The sequence below is a fragment of the Paenibacillus sp. JT22N7 genome (genome assembly GCF_059383875.1).
Map to the genome: position 1 here is coordinate 226,742 of NZ_JBXENY010000007.1, position 23,083 is coordinate 249,824.

General features: G+C 53.2%; 17 protein-coding genes. 4 read left to right on the forward strand and 13 right to left on the reverse strand.

The window, feature by feature from the left end:
• Nucleotides 1-3 precede the first annotated feature (3 nt).
• From AC50Y5_RS19915 to AC50Y5_RS19925, 3 genes are all read right to left on the reverse strand, one after another.
• Nucleotides 4-1,014, reverse strand: a complete 1,011-nt coding sequence (locus tag AC50Y5_RS19915; protein WP_056041229.1) for a FecCD family ABC transporter permease — start codon at nt 1,012-1,014, stop codon at nt 4-6.
• A complete protein-coding gene (locus tag AC50Y5_RS19920) occupies nt 1,014-2,000 on the reverse strand; it encodes a FecCD family ABC transporter permease (RefSeq protein ID WP_056041227.1) in 987 nt (328 codons plus the stop codon). The genes AC50Y5_RS19915 and AC50Y5_RS19920 overlap by 1 nt, the downstream gene beginning before the upstream one ends.
• Nucleotides 2,001-2,104: 104 nt before the next feature.
• Entirely contained in the window at nt 2,105-3,133 is a 1,029-nt protein-coding gene (locus AC50Y5_RS19925) for an ABC transporter substrate-binding protein (protein WP_494863192.1), read from the reverse strand.
• 261 nt (nt 3,134-3,394) lie between these two features.
• Between AC50Y5_RS19925 and AC50Y5_RS19930 the strand changes: the two genes are divergently transcribed.
• On the forward strand, nt 3,395-4,987 hold the full coding sequence (locus AC50Y5_RS19930) for a helix-turn-helix domain-containing protein (protein WP_494863194.1): 1,593 nt from the start codon (nt 3,395-3,397) through the stop codon (nt 4,985-4,987).
• Between the two features lie 67 nt (nt 4,988-5,054).
• Here the strand turns inward: AC50Y5_RS19930 and AC50Y5_RS19935 are convergent, their stop codons facing one another.
• The 9 genes from AC50Y5_RS19935 to lipA all read right to left on the reverse strand — a co-directional run bounded on the left by AC50Y5_RS19935 (nt 5,055) and on the right by lipA (nt 18,641).
• A complete protein-coding gene (locus tag AC50Y5_RS19935; protein ID WP_494863196.1) occupies nt 5,055-6,398 on the reverse strand; it encodes an MFS transporter in 1,344 nt (447 codons plus the stop codon).
• Nucleotides 6,395-7,729, reverse strand: a complete 1,335-nt coding sequence (locus tag AC50Y5_RS19940; RefSeq protein ID WP_494863198.1) for an LLM class flavin-dependent oxidoreductase — start codon at nt 7,727-7,729, stop codon at nt 6,395-6,397. Before AC50Y5_RS19940 ends, AC50Y5_RS19935 begins: the two co-directional genes overlap by 4 nt.
• Before the next feature lie 19 nt (nt 7,730-7,748).
• Entirely contained in the window at nt 7,749-10,901 is a 3,153-nt protein-coding gene (locus AC50Y5_RS19945) for an IucA/IucC family protein (RefSeq protein ID WP_494863200.1), read from the reverse strand.
• Between the two features lie 4 nt (nt 10,902-10,905).
• Nucleotides 10,906-11,943 (reverse strand): 2,3-diaminopropionate biosynthesis protein SbnB, encoded by a 1,038-nt coding sequence (gene sbnB / locus AC50Y5_RS19950; protein ID WP_494863202.1) that lies wholly within the window; start codon nt 11,941-11,943, stop codon nt 10,906-10,908.
• Nucleotides 11,940-12,935 carry a 2,3-diaminopropionate biosynthesis protein SbnA gene (sbnA, locus tag AC50Y5_RS19955; protein ID WP_494863204.1) on the reverse strand — a complete coding sequence of 332 codons (996 nt, stop codon included), beginning with the start codon at nt 12,933-12,935 and terminating at the stop codon, nt 11,940-11,942. The genes sbnB and sbnA overlap by 4 nt, the downstream gene beginning before the upstream one ends.
• Nucleotides 12,936-12,940: 5 nt before the next feature.
• Nucleotides 12,941-14,782 (reverse strand): IucA/IucC family protein, encoded by a 1,842-nt coding sequence (locus AC50Y5_RS19960; protein WP_494863206.1) that lies wholly within the window; start codon nt 14,780-14,782, stop codon nt 12,941-12,943.
• Complete coding sequence (locus AC50Y5_RS19965) at nt 14,779-16,623, reverse strand: IucA/IucC family protein (RefSeq protein WP_494863208.1); 1,845 nt, start codon at nt 16,621-16,623, stop codon at nt 14,779-14,781. Before AC50Y5_RS19965 ends, AC50Y5_RS19960 begins: the two co-directional genes overlap by 4 nt.
• Nucleotides 16,624-16,913: 290 nt before the next feature.
• Entirely contained in the window at nt 16,914-17,696 is a 783-nt protein-coding gene (locus tag AC50Y5_RS19970) for a YutD family protein (RefSeq protein WP_494863212.1), read from the reverse strand.
• Nucleotides 17,697-17,732: 36 nt separating this feature from the next.
• Nucleotides 17,733-18,641: a lipoyl synthase gene (gene lipA / locus AC50Y5_RS19975; protein WP_056041212.1), complete on the reverse strand. Its 909-nt coding sequence runs from the start codon at nt 18,639-18,641 to the stop codon at nt 17,733-17,735.
• Between the two features lie 261 nt (nt 18,642-18,902).
• Here lipA and AC50Y5_RS19980 point away from each other — a divergent pair, with 261 nt between their 5' ends.
• From AC50Y5_RS19980 to AC50Y5_RS19990, 3 genes are all read left to right on the forward strand, one after another.
• The gene (locus AC50Y5_RS19980; RefSeq protein ID WP_494863217.1) at nt 18,903-19,973 is read left to right on the forward strand and encodes a M23 family metallopeptidase; all 1,071 of its coding nucleotides are present in this window, start codon (nt 18,903-18,905) and stop codon (nt 19,971-19,973) included.
• Between the two features lie 277 nt (nt 19,974-20,250).
• Entirely contained in the window at nt 20,251-21,189 is a 939-nt protein-coding gene (locus AC50Y5_RS19985; RefSeq protein ID WP_063892662.1) for a helix-turn-helix transcriptional regulator, read from the forward strand.
• A gap of 34 nt (nt 21,190-21,223) precedes the next feature.
• The gene (locus AC50Y5_RS19990; protein ID WP_494863526.1) at nt 21,224-21,712 is read left to right on the forward strand and encodes a DinB family protein; all 489 of its coding nucleotides are present in this window, start codon (nt 21,224-21,226) and stop codon (nt 21,710-21,712) included.
• Nucleotides 21,713-21,816: 104 nt separating this feature from the next.
• On the opposite strand, the gene yunB is transcribed toward AC50Y5_RS19990, so the two are convergent.
• Nucleotides 21,817-23,061 carry a sporulation protein YunB gene (gene yunB, locus AC50Y5_RS19995; RefSeq protein WP_494863220.1) on the reverse strand — a complete coding sequence of 415 codons (1,245 nt, stop codon included), beginning with the start codon at nt 23,059-23,061 and terminating at the stop codon, nt 21,817-21,819.
• Nucleotides 23,062-23,083: the final 22 nt, after the last annotated feature.

The following is a 23,083-nucleotide window of genomic DNA, read 5'->3' on the forward strand; positions in this document are numbered from 1 at the left end:
CTGTTAGGGACGATTGCGATTGCGGTACAGCAAATAAATTAAATAAGGCGCTCCGATAGCTGTCGTTATAATGCCTGTAGGAATTTCAATAGGCGGCAGCAGCGCACGTCCCAGCAGGTCGGCAGACATCACGATTAAGCCGCCAACTAAAGCCGATACGCTCAGCAATCTGCGGCTCGTCTGGCCAACCAATTGCCTCGCAATATGCGGTCCCATCAAACCAATAAATCCAATCGTTCCGGCCATCGCGACAGAAGCGCCTGCCAAGCTTACGCTAATGAGCAATAAAAGGCCGCGTGAACGCTCGACCGCGCTGCCAAGCCCGATCGATAGCTCATCGCCAAGCTTCAAAATGTCCAAAGTCCGCGACATAAGAAGCGCTGCCGGAAACAACACGAGCAGCCATGGAAGCAGCGGCCAAAAATGATCCCACGTTCTGCCATATGTGCTTCCCATCAGCCAGATCATCGCCTGCTTGATGTTTTGAACGTGACGCGTCGTCATCCAAAAGGTAATATACGCGTGTGAGGCCGCGCCCACCCCCACACCGACAAGCAGCAGCCGCATCGGAGCTGCGCCACGGCGCCAAGCGAGAAAATAGGTAAGCGCAGCAGCACCCAGCGCCCCGCTAAACGCAATAAAGGGCAGCAGCGCAATCGGCACTGACGGCAGTGCGATAATGGCGGTAACGGCCATAAGAGCAGCACCACCGTTAATGCCAATGACGCCTGGAGCGGCTAGCGGATTGCGGGTAATCCCTTGCAAAATCGCGCCCGAAAGCGCCAGACCGCAGCCGACCAAAAAAGCTACCAGCGACCTTGGAAACCGCAGCTGATTGACAACAAACTCATATTCAGGCTCGCCGATGCCAATGACTGTTTTCCATGCCTGAGATAGCGGAACAGGGTATTCGCCGATCATAATGCTCATGGAGAGCACGATAAAATTAGCAGCAATAAGGACAACAATAACGGGCCACAAACGGGCAGATGCGGATAAAGTGAAACGGGACATTATCGTTTCTCCCTCCTTTGGGCCAAATAAATGAGGAAGGGAGCGCCTGCCATCGCCGTCACTACACCTGCCGGAAGCTCCTGATAGGGAAAAATAAAGCGGGCGGCGATATCCGCCAGCAGCAGCAAGCCTGCTCCAAACAGCGCAGAATAAGGGATGATCCAGCGATAGTCCAGTCCGACCATAAACCTGACGATATGCGGTACCGCAAGGCCAATGAAGCCGATTGGCCCAGCAATAGCCACAGAGCCTCCCATAAGGCACATGACAATGAACAGGGACGCCGTTTTCATTAGCCCGACTTTCAGCCCCAGCCCATGGGCAACCTCATCACCTAGACTCAGCAAATTAATTTGCCGGCTGAGCGCCAGAGCCCCTGCTATCCCGACCATCATGTACGGCAGCACGCGTACGAACATTTCCATACTGCCGCCGGTTAATGAACCCGCCATCCAGAAGCGCATTTCATCCAGCGACTCCTCGCTGAAAATTAGAATGCCTTGCACCATGGAAGCAAGCAGCATATTGATAGTGGCACCAGCCAAAATCAGCTTAATGGACGTCAGGCCTCCCCTACCCAGCGAGCCAAGCATAAATACGACGAGACAGGCAAGCCCAGCCCCGAGCAGTGCCGCCCACATATGGATGAGCGAAGACGTAAAGCCAAATACAAACATAGAAATGACGAGCAGCAGCGCCGCTCCATAGTTGCTTCCGAGCATCTCGGGGCCCGCCAGCGGATTGCGGCTAATCGCCTGCATAATGCTTCCCGCCATGCCGAGCGATGCACCGACCATCATCGCCATTAGGGCGCGCGGAACCCGGACCGAACGAATGATCAGATGCTCCCTTGAGCCGTCAAAAGAAGTAAAAGCTTCGATGACCGTATGAAGCGGAACCATTGATTTTCCTACAGCAATGCTGGCAGCAAGGCCTAAGATGACAAATACAAAACCGAGCACAATGCCCGTAAGCCGAATGTTCAAATCTGTTCCTCCCTAAAAGCGTGGCAGCAGAGCGCCCAGCTCTGCCTGAACAGGGACACTCTGCCTACTCACCACGCTTCTACTACACTAAACGCTAGCGCTAGTTACGCTTTGACTAAGAACTTAGCCAAATCATCAATCATGATATTGACGGCCTGTATGCCATGTCCGCTCAGCCAAACCTCCCAGCTAGCTACGTAGACGCGATCATTTTTCACACCTTCAAGCGTATTCCACAGCGGATTGCTTTTAATTTTTTGTTCAAAATAGTCCTGCTCGCTTTCGCGTCCGAACAAAATGATGGCATCGCCATCCAGATCGGCAATTTGCTCCTCTGTCGCATTAAAGTTAAAATCGTCATCCCCGCTTTGTACAGCTGGACGCTTAATGCCAGCACGCTCTACTACACCTCCAGTAAACGAAGGCTTCAAATAAACGGAAACGCGGTCTTTCCTTGGACGAAGCAGCGAAACCTCCGTCGTATTCAAGCTGTCGCCAAGCTTCGCATGAAGATCTGCGATATGCGCATCCAGCTGCTCAATCAGCTTCTTGCCCTCTGCTTCTTTGCCAACTATAGCTGCATGCAAAGCCAGGTTCGCCTCCCATTGTGCGCCGCCTACCTCAGTAAATACGGTTGGCGCAATTTGCGATAGCTGCTCATAGATGGCCTCCTGCGTATCTTTAATGCCTATTATGACATCGGGCTTCAACGAGGCAATCGTCTCCAAGCTTGGCTGCTCTACCGTTCCGATATTCGCAATGCCTTCTGTTCCCGTCAAATAGGTCGCAAAACCGTCATCTACAGAAATAATCGATGGCGCGCCAACCGGCTTCACGCCAAGTGCGAGCATATTATCGAGTGCGCCATTATCCAATACGACAACCTTCTGCGGATTAGGCGCAACGACTGTTTCTCCCATCGCATGCTTGAAAGTACGGTTTTCTGTCGATTCTGCTGCATTTGCTTCAGCGGTTGGCTGCTCACTTTCTACCGCAGCTGGGCTAGAGCTGTTCTGCCCTGACGATGCACCGCCAGATCCATTTGCCGCAGCTCCGCAGCCTGATACGACGAGCATCAGCAGCAGCACCAGTACCGCGCGCGCCTGCCAATTGATTTGTAACTTGAATAACATTGAAAAACCCTCCCTGTATGTATCTTTGGCCCATAACGACCTTTTTTATGAGAACTATTCTCAACGAGAATCATAAAACGTTTCGCTCTTTTTGTACATCGAACTTTTTGTCCGATTCCATATAAAATTTTATCATTTATCGAATGGCAGCCGATAGCCTATTTTCATAATTGACTATGATAATGATTTTCATTTACAATAAACAAGACCGCTTGCAGCGATGGATGCCTCTTACCAGACTAATAGACTGGAGACGCCAAAATGAAACGTACAATGGTTTTTTTATCTTCCATTTATAAATACAGCAAGCCCGCTCACGCTGCTATTCAGCGGACAGCACCCGCTCCGATGCTCGTCTTTCTTACCCGAGGCTCCGGCCTCCTCGCTATTAACGGGCATGAGCGAAAGCTTGAAGCGCTTGAGCCGCTTCTGCTGCTTCCCGGCATGTCCATACGCTTCCAATCAGATCGGGGAGATTTTGAATATTATGTGCTGATTCTGGATGCGGTTGGCGTTGCCAAACAGCGTGACAACCGAAAGGTGCAGCTTCCCGAGCTGCCGGCCGAGCTGTTTAACAGCGGCATCAAGCTGCGCAGCCAGCAGCAAACCTCCGAGAGGATCATACGTCTATATGAGACAGCCTCGCAAGTTGACAAGTTTGAAAGCAAGCCTGAACGCGAGCTGATGATGCAGCTGCAATTTCAGGAGCTTTACAGCACGGTTCTGCTTGAGCTGCTGGAGCTTAATCGCATTCCAACGTCTGAGAAGGGCATGCAGGAGAGCATCAGCTACCTCCATAAACATCTTCATGAAAAAATCAATCTGGAGCAGCTTGCCAGCATCGCCATGCTGACACCAACCTCCTACTCCCGCAAGTTTAAGCAGGTAATGGGCGTCACTCCCTTTGAATATTTAGCGGATCTTCGCGTCAAGGAAGCAAAGGCCCAGCTCTCGCTGAATGGGGCATCTGTCAGAAGCGTCTCCGAGCGCGTCGGCTTTGGCAGCGAGTTTTATTTCAGCCGGGTATTTAAAGCATCGGTTGGCATTTCTCCCAATCTTTATATGAAGCGCCATCAATTAAAAATCGCGGTCGTCGCCTGCTCCAGCTTTGACGACAGCTTGCGCTCGCTCGGCATTTTTCCGATTGCCAACATGAACTGCTTCCGTTATCCCGGAATGGGAGAAGCCGAGCATCTGGGCAAAGTGACCCGTCATTTGCAGACGTTGATGCAGCTCAAGCCCGACTTAATTCTTATCGATCGCTATCATCATGAATATGAGGAGCCGCTTAAACAAATTGCGTCCACCGCATGTTTGGAGCATCATGCCGACTGGCGTATCGCCTTGCATAAAATTGCAGAAATGATCGGCTGCGAGCGAACCGAGCAGGCGATGCTCAGCGAGCTGGCGCAGCAAACCGACGATGCCCGCAAGCTGCTCGGCCGCTCCGTCGGCAGCGGAAGTCTGACATTAATGCGGGTTACGCATAACGCCGTCCGCATTCAAGGAGCGCCAGACCATCCGCTCAATGAGCTGCTGTTCACCGAGCTTGGACTGACGGCGGGCAGCTCTTCTCCCGCCATTGACCACAAAGTCGAAATGCAGCCGGAGCAGCTCAGCGGCCTGTCCATTCAATCCGATTATTTGTTCGTTCAGAAGCTGCATCATGGACCGAGCAGCGACCAAATATTGCAGCGGATGCAGAGCAGCCCCTTCTGGAAAAAGCATGAGGCTGTCCAGAGCGGCCGCGTGCGCTTCATCCCGAATTGGTATGCCATGTGCTGGACGCCGATCGGCCGCAAAACGATTATGGATTCGCTGCTCCTTTATACGAACGGCCAGCAGCATGGTTAATTTTTCACCACGGATGAAAAAATCCCGCTTTCAACAAAAAGAAGCCTATGCGGCCGCGGTATCGCGGCTACATAGGCTTTTTGAATGTTTCGCCCGCAGGTCGGGGCGTAGTGGCGTTATTTTCAGCAGTGGCAATCGTGTCAGAAAGAGTTTCGGGATTTGCTCTAGAGTCGCTTTTGGACTTGCTCCCGCCTCCAAGCATTTTGTAGCTCCAGCCAGCATTAAGCAGCATGAGAAAAGCCGACATGAGAAAAACGCCCCTTATCCCCACGTAGCCATAAGCTGCCCCAGAAACGATAGGCCCAAGAACAGCCCCCAGGCTGACTGCGCTCGTATCAAAGCTGTATGCCCGCGTCTCCATCCCCTTCGGCACATACTGCTTAATGAGCGTCCGCACCGTCGGAATGAGCCCGCCAATGAACATGCCCAACAGAAACCGCAGCAGCAGCAGCTGCCAATAATAAGCGACAAAATAATGCAGCAGTACGATTAGGCAAGCGCCGAGCATCGAGTAGCTTAATATGAGGTGCGGGCCTGTGCGGTCGGAGCGCCTGCCCAGCAGCGGTGCAAAAATCATATTGGACACACCCGTTATCGAGCTGACCAGCCCAACATATAAAGCCAGCATGCCAGCCTCGCCATGCAGCTCCTTGACGAACAGCGGAATAAACGGCAGTGATCCGGTCAGCGCAAACTGAATCATGACGCTGACCGCCAGCAGCGCGGGAATTTGCCGGACCCTACATAGCACGAGAAAGCCGCCGATCGTGGAAACATTTTGCTCGGAGCGCTGATCGGCTTTCACAAAATGATCCTTCACGATGATAGCAGTTAACAATGCCGCCATAAACATCACCGTACCCGTTATGAAAAAAACGCTCCGCAGCCCAAGCCATTCCGCCAGCAAGCCGCCAATAAGCGGCCCCATGACCGTGCCGGAAATATTGCCGGAATGGAGCGTGCCCATCGCAAAGCCCATTCGGCTGCTTGGCGTATTCGTCGATACGATAGCCGTTGCCGAAGGTGAAAATCCAGCAAAAGCGCCATTGAGCAGACGAAGCAGCAGAAGCTGCCATGGCGCCTCAGCGAAGCCCATCATAGCAATGACAACAGCCATGCCGAAGCCTGCGCGCAGCAGCATCATTTTTCTCCCATAGCGGTCGGCTATTCTTCCCCAGATCGGCTGGCAAATGAATAAGGTCACATAATGGGCAGCGAATATCGCCCCCGCCCAAAACCCTGCTTCACTGACCGAGCTCACGCCCAAATCCTCAAGAAACAGCGGGAGAAATGGGATGACCATCGTCGCGCTGCCCGTAACGAGAAAATTGCCCAGCCATAAAATGGTGAGATTCAGCCGCCAGTTAACCGCTGCTTTGTCCGCTCCTGCCGGCGCCCCTTTCCCCTTCACGCGTGAACGCCAGACCGAGCCGCGGCGCTGCGGCCGTAATGCTCCCGCAGCGTGCTGCCAGTATAATCGGAACGGAACAAGCCGCGATTTTGCAGCTCAGGAATGACCTTGTCTACAAAGTCATCCAGCCCCGACGGCAGCGAAGGCGGCATTAAATTAAAGCCATCGGCTGCTCCTGCGACTGCCCAGCGCTCCATCGCATCTGCTATTTGTATCGGCGTGCCCGCCATGGAGAAATGTCCGCGCGAAGATGCGGTGCGCATCATGAGCTGGCGAATGCTGAGCTTTTCCTGCTGCGCCATTTCAATAAACATTTGATGCCGGCCCTTCTGCGAATTGATTTGCTCGGTTTGCGGCAGGTCGGCATAAGGCAGCGGTCCATCCAAAGGATAAGCAGACAGGTCTATCCCAAATAAATTAGACAGCCTGTATAATCCGTAATCGATTTGTACCAGCTCATGCAGCTCCTGCTCCTTTTCCTTCGCCTCTGCTTCCGTATCACCAATGATGGCGCAGAAGCCAGGCAAAATGCAAAGGCTATCCGCACTGCGGCCGTATTTCGCCATTCTCGATTTCAAATCGCTGTAAAAGTCGCGCCCGCCCTGCAGCGTGTTTTGTGCCGTAAATACAGCCTCCGCCGCCATCGCGGCAAATTCCTTACCCGTATCCGAAGCGCCTGCCTGCACAAGCAGCGGGTACCCCTGCGGCATGCGTGGAAGGTTCAGCGGACCGCGAACCGCATAATGCTCTCCCTTATGATCGATCCGCTTGATCCGTTCAGGATTCGCATATATGCCGGACTGCTTGTCGATGATGAGCGCACCATCCTCCCAGCTGTCCCACAGCGATTTGACAACCTGCAAAAATTCCTCGGCCCGACGATAGCGCATCGAATGCTCAGGAAGCTGCTCGTCGCGGAAGTTGAAAGCCGTCGTATTGCCGGTAGAGGTCACAATATTCCAGCCCGCCCGACCTCCGCTGATGAGATCCAGGGAGGCGAATTTGCGGGCAATGTGAAACGGCTCATTATAAGTGGTCGAGGCGGTGCCAATGAGCCCGATATGCTTCGTTGCCATCGCAAGCGCGGACAGCAGCGTAAACGGCTCCAGCCCTTGAAGCACCTTGTATTGAATCGTAGGCGGCAAACCGTATGAATCGGCCAGAAAAATCGAATCCAGCTTGCCCCGCTCCGCGGTCTGCGCCAGCTTTACATAATAATGCACATCGACTGCTCTCTCCGGCGTACTGTCGGGATGCCGCCATGAAGCCTCATGATGGCCGGTGCTCATCAGAAATAAATTCAGATGCAGCTGCTTTTTCGTCTGGGTCATCGTTCTCAGCTCCGTTTCTTTAATCAAGGTAAATGTGCTGCGGCTGCGCGTGGCTTAAAAACTGATGATGGGATATCGCCCAGCCGTAAGCGCCTGCATAAGGAAATAACACAATGTCCCCGACACGCACCCGCTCGATATAGCTGTCACGCGCCAGCACATCTTTAGGCGTACACAACTCGCCGGCTATCGTTACCCGGCTGTCAGACAGCTGCGGACGTTCAAAGGAATAGGGCCAGCTATCCACCGCTATAATGCGGAACGGATGGCTGTGCTGCCATGATGCCGGCAGGCGAAAATGGTGCGTACCGCCGCGCAGCAGGGCGAAGCGGCTGCCATGATTATTTTTCACCTCGGCTACCTCAGCCGCGTAATAGCCGCAAGAAGCGACAATGTAGCGGCCGCATTCAAATACGAGCTTGACGCCAGAGGCACATAGCGGAGCAATCTGCTCCCGCAGCCCGTCCGTGAACCGTTCCCACTCGAATTGGCGCAGCAAATCCGCATAATTGACGCCAATTCCACCGCCTACATTGAGGTAAGCGATGTTCAGATGAAACTGCTGCGTCCACTCCGCAGCACGGCGGCAATAAAAGGCGAGCAGTTCCAAATGCCGATCGACGCTCAAATTATTCGATAGCGAATGGAAATGAAAACCGTCGATTTTGATATGGCTTAACGTGCGCGACAGCTCCAGCAGTTCGGGAATTTGCTGCTCGTCATTGCCGAACTGCGATTTCCGTCCCGCCATTACGAGCTTTGCATCCGGCAAAGGAATGCTCACATTTACGCGCAGCAGCACCGTCATGATTTCCCCGCGCCTAGCGGCAAGCTCATTCAATCGCAGCAGCTCATGCCTGCTTTCCACATGAATATGGCGAACCTTTCGCTCCATAGCCTCCATCAGCGCTTCATCGGTTTTGACGGGACCTCCATAAATAACCTGAATGGTAGCATCCACCTCGCGCGCTTTGCGGATTTCGCCTGCGGAAGCTGTCTCAAACCCATGAACATAAGGAGCAAGCGCTCCTATAATAGACGCCTCGGAGTTTGCCTTCAGCGCATAAAACAGCTGGCAGAAGTCCGGCAGGCTAGCGGTCAGGCGGCTAATATGCGAGCGAAGCTCTGCCAAATTGTACAAATAAGCGCAATAGGGCTGCTCGGCATGCTCCTGCTTATCCGACATTACCCGCTTCAGCACGGAGGCAGCAATAGGCCCGTCCCTGCGCTCCGCCACCGCATAAAGCGGATTCGGCACCGTGACATAGGACGGATTTTCGCCGCGCTGGCTGAACCAGCTGGACAAATTCGCTTTGGCTGGCAGCTGGGGCGTTTGAAATAAATCGGTCATATACGGTTCAGCCTCACTGAGCCGTGAAGAACGGCGAAGCGTATGAAGAACGGTTTGCCACAGCGCCAATTCCTCCACATCCAGCGAATAAGCAATAGCATGTATAAGATGGCCGAAATGGTTGACCAGCACATAATATTTAAATCGATCCCATGCCTGCTTGTCTGCATAAAGCGCCGGATGGCCCTGCGGCAGTGTAAAGGTAGTTTTACCAATTGAGCTGTGCCCACGTGCTGCGTAACTGGACTTCCTCCCGGAAGCTGGCTGTCCATGCCGCTCTTCACTAAGGCTAGTCCCTTCCAAATCACGGACGTAAAAACGTGCCGGCCAGCCCCGCTCCAATGCCACAAGCGAGTTTTGCACATGTGCTTCCATGCTGACTCCATGCTCTGCAAATAGCCAAATCAGCGGCACCAGTGATATTTCTACATACTGCTCCAGCCATTTCTGGGCAAAGGAAAGATCAGGTGCCGCCTGCCGAGACTCTGCAGCAAGCTGGATGAAGGCACCTATTGGCGCAGACTTCGGTTCTGCTCCCTCCTCAAGCAGCGCGGCGACTACTAGCGGGCTAGCCGCTTCTTCAGGCTCATCCCCCGACGTCATATAAGCCGGATTGCGGCGGAACACGACGCCGAAACTCGCGGCCAGTTCCGCCGCTTCTGTTGCGCTTATAGCAGACTCTAGTGATTCAGATGGCACATCCTCCAGCAAATTGATCGTCTGATAGCCTTCTTCAAGGATAATATGGAACGTTTCTCCAAACGGGCTGCTTTGCTCCAGCTGCGCGAGAATTCGGCTTGCCTCAATCGTTCTTACCAACTGCTCTGTTGGATTATTTCTCACAAAATGAGTAATTCGCACTTGCAGCGGCAGCTTGATCATATAAGGGCTTTGCACATCCCAAACCGTGCGCACAGATGAGGTTGGTACCACTTCATTCCCCAGCGGGCCCAAATGCACAAGCCCGCCTTGCTCCATAAGCCGCTCGACCACAGGCAAGCGGAGCAAATACGCCGCCTGCCAAGGATGAACAGGCAGAAGAACGTAATGCTGCCGAGCAGCAGGCAGCAGCTTCAGCGCGGCAAGGCGCACCTTCTCAGGGGTAACCGAATCGCCTTTCTCGCCCAATGCTTGATCTCCAATCCACTGCTGCTGCACGAGCTCCGGCTCAGCGGCAAAATAATGCAGCGTAAACGCAGCGCCAAGCTCGGGCGCGTAGCGGACTTTATCGTCCGCCGTAAAACCCTGCGAGCTTTTCGGAGCAGGATGGAACGGATGGCCCTGCAGCATCGACTGCTCTGCCAGCCGAATTCGCCCGCTGCCATACGTCCTCGCAAGCTGGCTCCCGCCACTGCCTGACTGCTCTAGGAAATGGCTCATATTGCTCAACGAGCTGGAGATTTGCGCCAGAAACGCCTCTTCTTTGCTTGCATCTCGGCTTCCGCTCGCAAGCGAGAGCTCGGCTACCATAATGGCCGCTAGCCCAGTTGCACCATCCAGCCTGCTAAACGGGGCATGACGGGCAGCTCTTCCTGTTCCCTCCACCAGCCACAGCGAATCGCCATATTTATGATGGCCCATCGCCGATAGCCAGCGAATAGAGCCAACAATTGCGGAACGGGAATGGGGCAGCTCCAGCATAAATGCCCCAAGTCCACCTTCACGAGCGATCGCCGTATGAAGCTCCATCGGCAGCTGCTGTTCCTCATGAAGAAGCGGGCGAAAATGTCCCGCTTCCCGCATATATGCATTGAGCAGCCGCTCCACATGCGCTTGCTCCGCTATTGAAGGCGGAGCCGCGATTGTTTTCCGCTCACTCATGGCATCACCCTGCAGATGGCGCGGCCTGCTCAGCGCCAAACAATTCCAGCTCGCTGCCAATGCCCGCCTCTCTCGCCTTCCGATAAATTTCTGCGGCGCTGGCAATGTCCTCAATGGCCATGCCCATTGGATTCAGCACGATAATTTCCTCATCATTCTCGCGCCCCGGCTTCCGGCCAGTGACCAGCTCGCCCAGCTCGCCATACAGCTGCTCGCGTGAGTAATTGCCCTCCGTGACGAGCTGATGAATAATTTTTTTCTCCCGGTTTGCCTGCTGCCAATCGTCAACGACGATTTTGTCCGCACGGAGAAAAACATCCTTTTGCAAATCCATTATCGAAATATTGCTGACGAAAGCGCCTTTTTGCAGCCATTCGAATGGAATGTACGGCTGGTCGGCTACGGTGCAGGTGACGATCACTTCGCCGCTGCGAACAGCCTCTTCCGCACTTCCCATAACTGTAATGTTCACATGGTTGAAGCGCTCGCGAAGGCGTTCGGCGAAACGCTCCGCCGCCGCTGCATTCAAATCATAAAGATGCAGCGTCTTTATAGCTGGAAACTGCTCAAGCATCGCCTGCATCTGCATACCGGCAATCGCGCCACAGCCGATGCAGCTTAAAGCAGCAAAATGCTTTTTCGCCAAATAACGGGCGCCAATAACGGTAACGGCTGCGGTACGCATGCCGCTAATCAAGCTCGCCTCCAGTATTGCTACCGGATAATTGCTCTGTGGATCGTTCAGCACAATGACGCCGCTAGCCCGCTCAGCGCCAAGCCGTGATGGATTGTCATGCTTGCTTCCGATCCATTTAATGCCGGATACCGGCTCGTTTCCACCCAAATGTGCTGGCATAGCGATAATCCGGTCGGCAATATGCCCGCTCTGTTCATTGACGCGCAAATAGGGTTTTAGCGGCTGTACAAAATCCCCCTCCGCATGCAGCGCAAGTGCCCGGCTGACCGCCTGCACATACAGCTCTGACGAATCGCCTCCCGCCCGGCGAATATCCTCGCGGTTCAAATACAGCATTTTATTCATACTAGTGCTCCTCCTGTTTGTTCAAGCATACTGACCCAATCGTCGTTATAAATCGTATCCATGTAACGGTCCCCGCGATCGGGGAATACGGTAACAATCGTCGAGGACGGAGAAATAGACGGCAGCAGCTTGCCTAACGCGGCTATGATCGACCCCGTAGAGCCCCCGGCAAAAATCCCCTCTTGTCCAAGCAGCTGCTGGCATCCGGCTACCGATTCCAAATCGCGCACATAGATGACCTCATCGATTTCCTCCCTGCTGAGCAGCTCCGGCACGCGGCTTGCGCCAATGCCAGGAATTTCTCTCGAGCCCGGCTGGCCGCCGAAAATAACGGAGCCTGCCGCATCCACTGCGATTACTTTCATTTGAGGATTCGTCTCGCGCAGCCGCCGGGCAAAGCCCAAAATACTGCCGGTCGTGCTGACCGCACAAACCAAATAGTCAATTTTTTCATCGATTTGCTCTAAAATTTCGCTCGCCGCAGTAGAATAGTAGGCTTTCCAGTTCCACTCATTGGCATATTGATTGATCCAGTAGGAATCCTGAATTTGGCCCAGCAGCTCATTGACCCGCTGAATCCGCGTTTTGAGATAGCCGCCCTGCTCATCCTTGACGGTAACCATATCAATGTTGGCACCCAAGCTTTTAATAATTTGCAAATTCGTTTTTGATATTTTGGGATCGACGACACAGGTAAGCTTCAGCCCCTTAATCTTCGCAACCATCGCCAGCCCGATGCCGAGATTGCCGGAAGTGCTTTCGATTAAATGCGTATTCGGCCCGATTAAGCCGCTCTCGAAGCCCTGCTCAATCATATACAGTGCGGATCGATCCTTCATGCTGCCGCCCGGATTCATCATCTCCAGCTTGGCGAACAGCCGGACGCTTGAGTCTGGAAAAATTCTTTTCAGCCGGACGAGCGGCGTTCCGCCCACACAATCTACTACTGAAGTCACTCCTGCCTCTTGCCTGCGCACCGTATTCACATTCATCTTGTTCACACTCCTGTTTCTCTCATTTGATATAGCGGATTGACGACTGAATGATTGCGGATCACATGCTCGCCGAACAGCCTGCGCCTCGTTAACTGCCCGACTTCTATCGTTTCAGCAAATAGATCATAGCGCTCTGCCTTATGCAGACCGAATGCGCTCAAATAGCTATGGATCGGCGCCGCAGCGGCTTGCCAAAACTCTGTCTCCTCTAGCCCGTAATGCTCCTCCAGAACGAGACAAAGGTCAGCCAGCATAATTTGCAAAAAAGAATCCATCAGAAAATTCCGAATCTTTTGAACATTATTCGTTTCCATTGGCGATGTGCTGTAGCTGTTAGGATGCAGCGGATCGGAGTCCAGTAAATGCTCGGGTCTCGATTCCTTCTCCCCATCGCGGGTATGGAACCGCACTCCGCCGGGCAAATCCCGAAGCGCAATTCTTGAAGGCACGCCTTGCTTGTGAATGAGCACCAAATTTTGACCATGCGATTCCATTGCAATGCCGTGCTCGAACAGCAGATGAATGAGCGGCAGCATGCTGGTTGTAAGCAGCTTGTCCAGCCAGCTTCGAAGTCCTTCGCGCTGCACCCAGCTGTCGATAAACGGCTTGCCATCTGCGCCAATATGGCATAAAACGGTGAACGGAGCTGCTTCCTCTCCCTCCTCCAAGTGGACATACACACTCTCGCGCCATATTGCGCCGAGCGTGCCATAGCCGGCAGCCCGCACAGGGCCTGGCAATAAATTGTAGCGGAAGGAGACGCCCGCATGCTCCTTAAGCAGCACAAGCTTAAGCTCATCGCGCAAATAGCGGTCACTAGCCACAATGCTTTCAAGCCAATCCGATAAAATCGGGGCATTCGTTACATGATGCGTTCCGAGAAGGCGTACAGCGGATGTGTTGACGATGCTGATCGCGGTTTTGACATTATTTTTGAGCCGGTTATTGCGATTGGACAACGAGCGGATCGACTGCTGCGGAGAATAATGATCCCCTTCTTCGCCGAGCACAACCATACGTCCGCTGGCCATGAAGCGGAAATATAGTGGAGCGATTTTCTCCCGCCACTGCCAGGGGTGAACCGGGACGAACGTAAATTCCGCCGCCGCAAGCCCTCGCTGCTCCAGCTTTTGTACGAACCGGGCAACGGTCTCCTCGCCAAGCTCGCCAGCAATATGCTCTGACCATGAACGATCCTTGGATACGGCGAAAATCAGATCCTCCTTATGGACCGCCAGCCATACTAGCTGGAAGCGTCCATGAAATTCCGGTCCATACCGCGCATTATCCTCCAATTGAAAGCCGATTCGCGATTTGAAGCACGGATGATACGGATGCGCCTCGATGACGTCGCCTTCCAAATCCGCCAGCTCCCGGCTCCCGCTAACCGGATGCAGCAGGCGGTGACTGCGGGCCGCAGCTTCCTTGACCAGAGTCTGTTCGATCTCCTGCGTGAAGCGCTCTAGGTATCGCGGCGGCTCCACCATCGCAGAAACGATTTCCTGCAAAAATAATGCAATATCCTCGGCCTCCTGCCCGAGTCCATCCTGATGCTCCGCTGCCTGTCTATACAGCAGCTGGTTGGTTAAGCGAAGCTTGCCAAAGCTCAGCTTGCGCCGGAATGCACAGCGATAATAGACGGGACGCCCTTCGGCATCCGTTCCCGTGATCGTTATTTCTTCCGCTCCATCAGCAGCGATGCGGCTGTCGTAAGCAATCATCTGCTCATACAGCAGCGCCTCCAGCAGTTGGCGAAATACGCGCCGCCGCGCTGGCGGATAAGCCTCCGAATGGACAATCTCCTCTATTCCCGCCTCGGGCTGCGTCAGCTCAAGTGCCTTCATTTCTTGTTCTCCTCCTCTATGAAGTCCGATTGATCACGCCCAGCTTCGCGGTTAGCTTTACGGTTACTGTCACTGTCACGGTAGCCAGCTAATGCATTCGCAATCCAGTGGTCCCGCTCTCCGCCATCTCCTCGCAGCCTGCGGGCGGCAAGCAGCCCGACGAAGACGCGATTTTCAAACAGATTATAGGCCCCAAACTGCTCTGCAAGCTGCGGAAAATCCCGTTCATACTCGCCGATCGCATCCGCAACCGCCTGCCAAAAATGCTGCTCCGCGAATGAATAATGCTTGTTCAAAAACAACGCAAGCTCCGCCAAATTCACAAAAAACAAAGCATTATGCACAACGTCCCGAACCTCATGCTTCACATCCGTTTCCGGCAAGGCCGCGGAGTCCGCATTTTCTCCGTTATAAAACAATACGCCGCCGGAAAAGTCCTTTACGGCTAGCCGCGACGGTACGCCGCTGCGATGCAGCAGCACAAGATTTTGCGCGTGCGCTTCAACTGCGGCTCCATGTGCAAACAACAGATGGAGCAGCGGACGCAAAACAACGTCGAGCAATTGACGGAGCCATACCTCTACTCCTGACGCTTGCACCCATGGCGCGATAAAGGGCTGCCCGTCTCGCCTAACATGGCATAGCGCCGTGAATGGTACCGCCTGCTCACCTTGATCTACATAGAGATGGACGCTGTCCCGCCATAAGGCGCAAAGGGTTCCTTCTGCCCGCCCGCGCACTGATTCTGGGAGCCGTTCATAACGGTAAGAAATACCGAGCCGCTCCTGCAATAAAATGAGCCGCAGCGTTTCGCTCAAATAACGATCCCCCGCCACCATAGCCGCAAGACGGCTTGAGGATCTCGGACCGTTCCTTGCATGCCGCGGACTAATCGTCCGCATTGATGAAGTATTGCGGATGCTTAGCGGCAATTTAATCGACAGCCCTTTAAGCTCTGTGCGGTTAGCTAAAGTACGAATGGATTGTTGGGGCGAGTAGAGGTGGCGGCTTTCGCCTAATACGACGATTTTCCCTAAAGCGATCTCTTGGAAAAATAGTCCAGAGAGCACCTCCCGCCACTGCCATGGATGTACAGGCATATATACATAATCCTTCGGTTTGCTGCCTTTCTGCTCCAGACGCTGCTCCCACTCCGTGAGCAATTCCACGCCAGCGTCCGCACGGATAAGCTCTCGTCCATCTATCCCTTCGGATGCCGTCACTTCCACATCCTCACGCCAGACAGCGAGCCAGAGCAGCCGAAATTGCGGATGAAATTCCGGACTGTATGCCTCATTATCAGCCATCGTAAAGCCGATTCTCGACTTGAAGCATGGATGGTACGGGTGCCCTTCCAGCACATCTCCCTCTAGCTCGTCGTAGCTGCGGCTGCCGCCCCGTTTATTGCTCTCCTCCTCGCTTATCCACTGCAAAGCAGCCGCTTCCTTCAGCAGTGTCTGCTCAAGTTCAGCGGCAAAGGCGCTGATCTGGCTAGGTGCCTCAGCAAGTGAGCGAGCCATTTCCTCCAGAAAGAGGGCAATATCTTGCGCCTCTTCCTGCCTTCCATCCTGAAGGCGAGTTATGATGCTGTTCGTCAGCTTTATTTTTCCAAAACTTAGCATTTTTCTGCCTTGGCAGCTATAATGGACCGGCCGCTCTTGATCATCGCGACCGAAAATAAGTATTTCCAGCTGGCCATCCCGCTGCTCTGTGCATGTGAAAGCGGGTAGCCTTTCAAATACGAGCGCTTCAATCAGTTGGGTGAACACCCGCCTTCTCGCCCTCTGAAAAGCCTGTGAGCTTGCCAGTTCGCCTATTGCTGCCTTATTCGCGTAAGCCATTCCCGTTTGAAGCACCTCCTGGAATTTTTAATTGATTTTCATTATCAATGATATCGGCAACGACTGTGACCGTCCATGTAGCATTTTGTCCGATTTTACCAATTGCTGTTGAACCAAGGTGAAACGGCTGTCGCCGTTCTTTGGCGGCGCAGCGCGTTTCAGTCCGAGAAATATAAGTCCTATTTATAAGCTACAACTTATAAATTCTTATATTTGCAAAAAAAAAGCAGGAACCTGGATGAGCTCCAGCATTCCTGCTTTATTAAACTTAAGCCTGTACCCGAGCCTGCTTATTCTGCGGTTGGCTCGGAATGATTTGTTTTCGGCGGGCGGTTTTTACCGCGATATGGCGATTTCTGGCGCTGCGGCTGAGCCGGCGACCCTTCATTGCTTTCAGCGGAAGCGGCAATTTCCTTGCTTGCCGCAAGACCTCTCGGCGGCTTCTTGCCGCCGCTGCGATCAGCACGTTCTCCGCCCCCGCCACTGCCACCATTCGGCCGGTAGCTGCGGCGCTCACGCTGCTTGCCTCCGCTGCGCTGCGAAGAATCCTCGCTGCGATTGGCAGAGCTGCCGCGTGAATGATGACTCTGGCCTTGCTGGCTTGGCTTCTGGCCCTGATTCAGAGGGCGTGCTTCACCAGGAGACTTGGCTGCCGCAGCAGCAGACTGCACAACATGGCCGTCTTCCTCCTGCCCCACCGTCTGAAAAGCCTCCTCCAGCGCCGTGAACAGCTTGTCGTTGAGATCAGCCGTCAGCGCATCCTCCTCGTACACTTCCTCAAGCTCGGGAGACTGCTTCACGCTTCCGGTCTTCTCCAGCACAAAGTAAGGGCAGCCGAAGTTGCAATATTCATTAATGTAATCCGATGCATAAGAGAACATCGTATCACGAGTTGACTTCATATGGTTGTCTTTAAAAAAACCTTTCAAGCGCAGCTGGCTATAGCCCCAGTCGCCCACGATATAATCATACCGCTCCAGCACCTCGCTGTAGCGGGCACGAAAGGCCTCTTGATTCCAGCCATTTCTGTTCTCATGAACAAGCTCATAAATTTTACCACCGATTTGAATCAAGACGACTTCCCACCTCTCGAAGCTTCAGTTCAAGCTTTATACGTTGCTCAGCTCGCGCTCCTCAGCGGCGACAGCGGAATCCGTCTGCTCATGCGCATGATAAGAGCTGCGAACGAGCGGGCCAGACTCGACATGCCGGAATCCGCGCTTCAATCCTTCTTCCTTCAAAGCGGCGAATTCATCTGGATGCACGTAGCGAACTAGCGGCAGATGGTTTGGCGTTGGCTGCAAATATTGGCCTAAAGTCAAAATATTGCAATCCACAGCACGCAAATCATCCATCGTTTTCAAAATCTCTTCAAATGTTTCGCCAAGGCCTAGCATAATGCTCGACTTCGTCGGAATTTTCGGATTCATCGCCTTCGCGCGTTTGAGAAGCTCCAGTGAACGGGCATATTTGGCCCGGGCACGCACGCGGTCAGAAAGGCGCTCTACCGTTTCAATATTATGGTTCAAAATATCCGGCTTTGCATCCATGACCACTTGAAGCGCAGCTTCATTGCCAAGGAAGTCCGGAATAAGCACCTCGACGCGGCAAAACATAACGCGCTCGCGGATGGCTTGAATCGTTCCGGCAAAAATGGATGCGCCGCCGTCCTTCAAATCATCACGTGCTACGGATGTTACGACGCAGTGGCGCAGCCCCATCTGCTCAGCTGCTTCAGCAACGCGTTCCGGCTCCTGTGTATCAAGCTCCGTCGGCATACCTGTCTTCACCGCGCAGAAGCGGCAAGCCCTCGTACAAATGTCACCTAATATCATAAAGGTTGCTGTACGATTCGCCCAGCATTCATAAATATTTGGACAACGCGCTTCCTCGCATACCGTATGCAGCGTCTTGGTGCGCATCATGTCTTTTATTTCGGCGTAATTGCCGTCAGTCGTTAATTTAATGCGAAGCCAATCGGGCTTCGGCAGTTTTTCTGTTTGTTTGGTTGGTTTCATCCGGCATCCCTGCTTTCACTCCATTTAACAAGGTCGTATCTTCAAACGCTCTAATGGTCCCGTCTCAAGATAAGCCCTGGCCGTATCACTTTCGCTATTATAGCATGTTTCTTCCCTATGTAGCACGTTATCGCACATTAGATTCATTCGAATTTCAGATAAAAGCCATACAGATTTACGATGGATGACGAGTGTGCATGCTTCGCATAAAAACCAATGATTTGCAAAACCTAACCATCAAGCCATACAGCTACAGAAAGGATGGACAGCTTGAAACAGACCGTGCGATTTGCAGCAGCACTCACACTATCCGCCTGCCTATTAACCGGGCACTCCGGGCAAGTCCTTGCGGCGTCCCGACCTGCAGAGCATCAGGATGAAAGCCTTTTGCCAGTGCATTCCGCGCAGACCACGCCCAAAGCTGCCGAAGTGTTCGCTACCCGGCAATCGTTGTACGACAAATTAAGCTTGATGACGGGCATATCCTGGCCCCAGCTTGCCGCTATTGATCAATATGAGCGCACGCTGTCCAGCGCACGCCCCAAAACGCGGCCGCTTCTAGGCCAAACCGTTGGCGTCTTTATTGAAGAGGATCAATGGAGCGGCCTGCTGAATCCGAATAAAGCCGACGTATCGCCGCTTTCTATTCGCTGGTTCAACGGCATTGGCCGGGACGGCGATGGCGACGGACAAGCGGAACGCAACAATGATTTTGATTTGCTGTATGCGATCGCTAGCAAAATTTTGCAGCATGGAACGACTGAGGACGATTTGGCTATCGGACTATGGGAATATTATCATAACAGCCGATCTGTCCAGCGCATCCAGCAGTTTACACGCATTTATGAAACGTTTGGGCGACTAGATCTATTTGAGCATGCTTTTCCGCTCCCAGTCGGGAATAACTATTCTTATAAAAGCACTTGGGGCAACGCCCGCAGCTGGGGCGGCAGACGCAGCCACGAAGGCACCGATCTGTTCGCTGGCTACGGCCTCTCGGTCAAAAGCACCTGCTACGGCATTGTCGAGGTGAAGGGCTGGAACCCATTCGGCGGCTGGCGCATTGGCATCCGTGATCTCAACAATTATTACCATTATTACGCGCACCTATCCGGGTTCGATAAATCGCTCGCCGCCGGAACCGTCGTCAAGCCGGGGCAAGTGATCGGCTGGGTTGGAAGCTCCGGCTATGGCAAGCCGGGAACCCAGGGCAAATTCCCGCCCCATCTTCATTACGGCATTTACCGTGACCGCGGCTTGATCGAATGGTCCTTCGACCCGTATCCGCTGCTGAAAGCATGGGAGCGCGAGGAACTGCGGCGATCAAGGTGAAACGGCTGTCGCCTTCTTTGGCGGAGCGGTGCGTTTCATTCCGAGAAATATAGAGAAAGGATTGCGTTAGGATATGCTTTCTCTATATTTTGAAAAATGGGTAAATAGCAGCCCAGCTCCACTATGTACCGCTAATTGCTGGCCTCTGGCTGGCGACTAGCGGTTTTTTTTCATGGATAGCAGCCTTCATTTTTCGTGAGCAGCCTGATTTAATGATGACAAACATGTTGTCACTAATGGCATGCTATACTGGGTTAAAAAGGGAGGGAGGCCACGTTTGAAAAGGAATGATCGCCTCATTGCCATTATGATGGCTTTGCAGCAGCGGCCCGAGACAGCGCAGGCTTTGGCCAGCAAGCTTGAAGTATCCAAGCGAACGATTCTTCGCGATATGCAGGCGCTGGCCGAGATGGGAATACCGCTATATGCCCTATCGGGACCTGCGGGAGGCTTCCGATTAATGGAGGGCTATAAGCTGCCGCCGCTGCATTTCGATTCACAGGAAGCGCTCGCTGTGTTGTTTTCGCTGAATGCCATGACCAAAATGGCCGACACCCCTTTTAACCAAGCACGTTTTACAGCTATTGATAAAATTCGAGCCACGATGCCGGAGCATATTTTGCAGCATATAGAGCCGATCCTGGATCGTTTGGAGATTGCCATTCCCGATCGGAATTACAAAACGCCGCTGCTGGAGGAACTGCTGAAATATGCAGGAACGTCGATCTGGATTCGCGCCTTCTACCGCTCCGAGCAGCATCAAAGGTCGCTTGAGCTGCTGCCCCTTCGGCTCTACACAGCCCATGGCTTCTGGTATTGTGAAGCTTATTCCGTCGTGCATGAGGAACAGCGAACGTTCCGCGTCGACCGTTTTGTCGAATTGGAGCCCATTGAGCCGCCACTAGCGGCTTTCGCGTACTTGGATAAGGCTGCACCTGCTGAAAATAACGCCGTGAAGCTCGTACACATCGCTGCCCAATTAACGTACAGGGGAGCTTTGCTCGCTGAGCAGGACCCCCACTTTGGACAGCTGGTCAAGCAGGTCGACAGCCAGCTTTGGAAGCTTGAGATGGATTTGCCCATGTCCGAATGGGATTGGGCCGTTCAGTTTTTCACCTATATCGGCATGGATGCCGAAGTGACAGAACCGCCGGAGCTGCGGGCAGCTATCTATCAACGAGTATGCCAGCTCGCTGCCCGCTATGAGCAGCAATAAAAAAATAATCGACCAAACAAGGAGACGATACATGATGTCAGGAACATTTGCAGTTAGAGATCATTTGCTGGAGGAGCTGGAGCTGTCCGTTCGGACAAGCTGCTCCTTAATTGCCCAAATCCAGCCAACCGAGTGGGACTTTCGTCCGCAGGACAATATGCGTTCGCTGAAGGAGCTTGTTCATCATTTGGCAGCTATTCCCGCTACCGATCTTGCTATTTTGCAGGAAAGGACAGAGCAGGAAGTTGCAGAGGTTGAAAATGGAGCCGCTGGCATCACCAGCCCGGACGAGCTGATTCAGCGTTTTCAAGCTAACCTTGAATTGTTCAAGCAGTATATCCTTTCCTTAAGCGAGGATGAGCTGCTGACTAAATCTTCTAAAGCTTATTATTTGGAGCATGGCATGGTTCAGGTCAAATGGCTGATTGAGGTCACTACCCATACGTTCCATCACCGTTCGCAGCTTTACAACTACTTGAAGCAAAACGGGCATGACTTGAATTTCTTCATGCTGTACATGTAATTCAGCTACTAACTAAAAAATCATGAATGAGCCACTGAGGCGACAATTGCATCAGTGGCTTTCCTTTTTTCAGCTTCCGTATTGCAGGCTCCTTGCTTCTGCTTCTAATGCTCGCTCTCATTGTCTGCACTCGGCGCAGGCAGCACCGGTGCATCAAGCTGCTCCTCCAGCATGCTGCCGTCCGATGGCTGCGTCACTCCGCTTCCTTTTGACAGCGGAAGAGCAATATTAGGGGCTCCAGGGGCAGAGCTGCCAACTGGATTGCCTTTGTTGTCGTAATAATACATCGGGACGTCGCCAACGACGAGCAAATAGGAAATCGGAATTTCCGTCTCCACCATTTGCGGCTCCGTTTCGAACGGAATAATGATGGCAACCTCCGCGACAATATGAATATACACCTCAATTAAAATCATATTGATGCCTGCATTTTGCTGGCGTGTGCTGAGATCTACTTTAACCGCGCCGACTGGCTCAAACTTGACGGGAACACGAGGACCATAAGACGCGATAAGCGGACTGCCCAGCGCATTGCCAATAGGGATATGCTCGGGAATTTCCTTAAGATGCTCAAGCGTCGATTGCACCGTTTCAATCGTCTGCGCCCTAATTTTCGTATGCTCGTTATAGTTCAGCATAAACCCCGATACTTTGCCATTGCTGTTCATTTTCCAATCGACCAGCTTCTCGAACTCGGACTGGCTGGACACCTGCTCCGTCGTCGCTTTATTAATTGCCTGCGTTGCTACTTGCTTAATTCGCAGCTGGGCAACCTTAGTAAGCGGCTCGCGCAAATGCCTATCTACGTATATAAAAGACTGAATGCCGCCAATGAGCAGCGTTAGCACAATGATGACCGCCCATATTTTGAGCTTTCGCATGGGCGATTTCGGCTTTGAGCCCCAGCTTCCCCCGCCGGACGACTGTGACTGCCCAGGCTGAAAAGCATCATAAGCAGCTGGCCTGGAAGCCGTACGCCCTGACGGCGATTTTGCTACAAAACCGCTAGAGCTGCTGCCTTTGCCAAACAGCGGCTTGCCCATTCCCCAGCTTTTGGGGCGACTCTTGCCGGAGCTAGGACGGCTTCCGCTGCCCCAGTTTTTGGGCCGGCCCATGCTTGCGCCAGTCAGCTTGCCGCTGCCCCAGCCTTTGGGGCGGCTAATGCCTGCGCCAGTTAGTTTGCCATTTCCCCAGCTTTTGCCGCTGCGGCTGCCTGAATTTTCGCTAACGCTTCCACGACTGCTCCAGCTCACTGTCTTCACCCGCCGCAGCGGCAGTCCAGGCCAGGATAGCTTGCGATTGCGGTTCAACAGCTGAAGCAGTCCCCATTTTCGCCCCCATCTTGCCATGCTTCTTTCGCCTCCCGCCATA

What these genes read in the sequence shown, in the direction of transcription:
- AC50Y5_RS19915 (WP_056041229.1), bottom strand. Translation starts at nt 1,014, where the DNA reads ATGTCCCGTTTCACTTTATCCGCATCTGCCCGTTTGTGGCCCGTTATT.
- AC50Y5_RS19925 (WP_494863192.1), bottom strand. Translation starts at nt 3,133, where the DNA reads ATGTTATTCAAGTTACAAATCAATTGGCAGGCGCGCGCGGTACTGGTG.
- AC50Y5_RS19930 (WP_494863194.1), top strand. Translation starts at nt 3,395, where the DNA reads ATGAAACGTACAATGGTTTTTTTATCTTCCATTTATAAATACAGCAAG.
- AC50Y5_RS19940 (WP_494863198.1), bottom strand. Translation starts at nt 7,729, where the DNA reads ATGACCCAGACGAAAAAGCAGCTGCATCTGAATTTATTTCTGATGAGC.
- AC50Y5_RS19945 (WP_494863200.1), bottom strand. Translation starts at nt 10,901, where the DNA reads ATGAGTGAGCGGAAAACAATCGCGGCTCCGCCTTCAATAGCGGAGCAA.
- sbnB (WP_494863202.1), bottom strand. Translation starts at nt 11,943, where the DNA reads ATGAATAAAATGCTGTATTTGAACCGCGAGGATATTCGCCGGGCGGGA.
- sbnA (WP_494863204.1), bottom strand. Translation starts at nt 12,935, where the DNA reads ATGAATGTGAATACGGTGCGCAGGCAAGAGGCAGGAGTGACTTCAGTA.
- AC50Y5_RS19960 (WP_494863206.1), bottom strand. Translation starts at nt 14,782, where the DNA reads ATGAAGGCACTTGAGCTGACGCAGCCCGAGGCGGGAATAGAGGAGATT.
- AC50Y5_RS19965 (WP_494863208.1), bottom strand. Translation starts at nt 16,623, where the DNA reads ATGGCTTACGCGAATAAGGCAGCAATAGGCGAACTGGCAAGCTCACAG.
- lipA (WP_056041212.1), bottom strand. Translation starts at nt 18,641, where the DNA reads ATGAAACCAACCAAACAAACAGAAAAACTGCCGAAGCCCGATTGGCTT.
- AC50Y5_RS19980 (WP_494863217.1), top strand. Translation starts at nt 18,903, where the DNA reads ATGGACAGCTTGAAACAGACCGTGCGATTTGCAGCAGCACTCACACTA.
- AC50Y5_RS19990 (WP_494863526.1), top strand. Translation starts at nt 21,224, where the DNA reads ATGTCAGGAACATTTGCAGTTAGAGATCATTTGCTGGAGGAGCTGGAG.
- yunB (WP_494863220.1), bottom strand. Translation starts at nt 23,061, where the DNA reads ATGGCAAGATGGGGGCGAAAATGGGGACTGCTTCAGCTGTTGAACCGC.